This is a genomic window from Vibrio sp. Vb0598, from assembly GCF_033338935.1.
Lineage (GTDB): Bacteria > Pseudomonadota > Gammaproteobacteria > Enterobacterales > Vibrionaceae > Vibrio > Vibrio alginolyticus.
Genome location: NZ_JAWOTP010000310.1, coordinates 1 through 1034, shown reverse-complemented (window position 1 = coordinate 1034; position 1034 = coordinate 1). Strand labels below are relative to the sequence as shown.

The 1034-nt window shown below is 47.3% G+C and carries 1 protein-coding gene and 1 pseudogene; both read left to right on the top strand.

All coding sequences use genetic code 11. The annotated features are described in order from the left end of the window. Positions 1-650, top strand: a 650-nt coding sequence (locus R7Q38_RS24915) for an ABC transporter ATP-binding protein (RefSeq protein WP_318114745.1), incomplete at its 5' end; no start/stop codon positions are given. Further along, a pseudogene (locus R7Q38_RS24910) lies at positions 647-1034 on the top strand (ABC transporter permease); the annotation flags it as partial. The gene R7Q38_RS24915 and the pseudogene R7Q38_RS24910, both read left to right, overlap by 4 nt.

The following is a 1034-nucleotide window of genomic DNA, read 5'->3' as shown; positions in this document are numbered from 1 at the left end:
ATATTCCTGATTTGCAGATAGCGACGGGTGAGCATGTCTTTATCAAAGGGCCAAGTGGCTGTGGAAAATCCACACTTTTAGCTTTGCTCACCGGAATCAATACGTTAAGTTCGGGCTCGTTATCAGTACTCAATACGAACTTAGCGACGCTGAGTTCAAGCCGCAGAGATAGATTCCGCGCTGACCACATTGGTTATATCTTCCAGCAATTCAACTTGCTGCCGTATTTGAATGTCATCGACAACGTATTACTTCCTTGCCAGTTCAGTAAAATGAGACGAGATCGCGTGACACCAAACGCCTCCAAAGCCGAGCTTTTATCACAAGCGACAACCTTGTTGGAGCGGCTTCATTTACCGACAAATTTACACTCTCGCCCAGTGTCAGAGCTGAGTATTGGACAACAACAGCGAGTGGCTGCAGCTCGTGCGCTGATAGGGCATCCTGCGTTAGTCATTGCTGACGAGCCGACATCTGCACTCGATCATGATAATCGCATGGCGTTCATCGAACTGCTGATGGAACAGGCTAATCAAGCCAACGCGACATTAATCTTTGTCAGCCATGATCCAACTCTGGAAAGCTTGTTCGATCGCACCATTAATCTGCCAGAAATAAACCAAAGCCGTAACATGGAGGTGCTATCGTGAGTGCTGTAATCAAACTCGCTTGGAAAAGCTTGATGAACCGCAAAGCGACAGCGGTGTTGACGATCATGACGGTAGCAATATCGGTAATCTTGCTGCTTGGCGTAGAACGTATCCGCACTCAAGCAAAAGACAGCTTTGCGAACACCATTTCCGGAACTGACCTAATTGTCGGCGGACGCTCAGGCCAAGTGAACTTACTGTTGTATTCAGTCTTTCGTATCGGTAATGCCACCAATAATATCGATTGGAAAAGCTACCAAGAATTCAGCCAGCATCGCGCGGTTGATTGGGCAATTCCCATTTCGCTCGGAGACTCTCACAAAGGCTTTCGAGTGAGGGGAACCAAGCATAGTTACTTTGAGCATTATAAGTACGGAAGTAAGC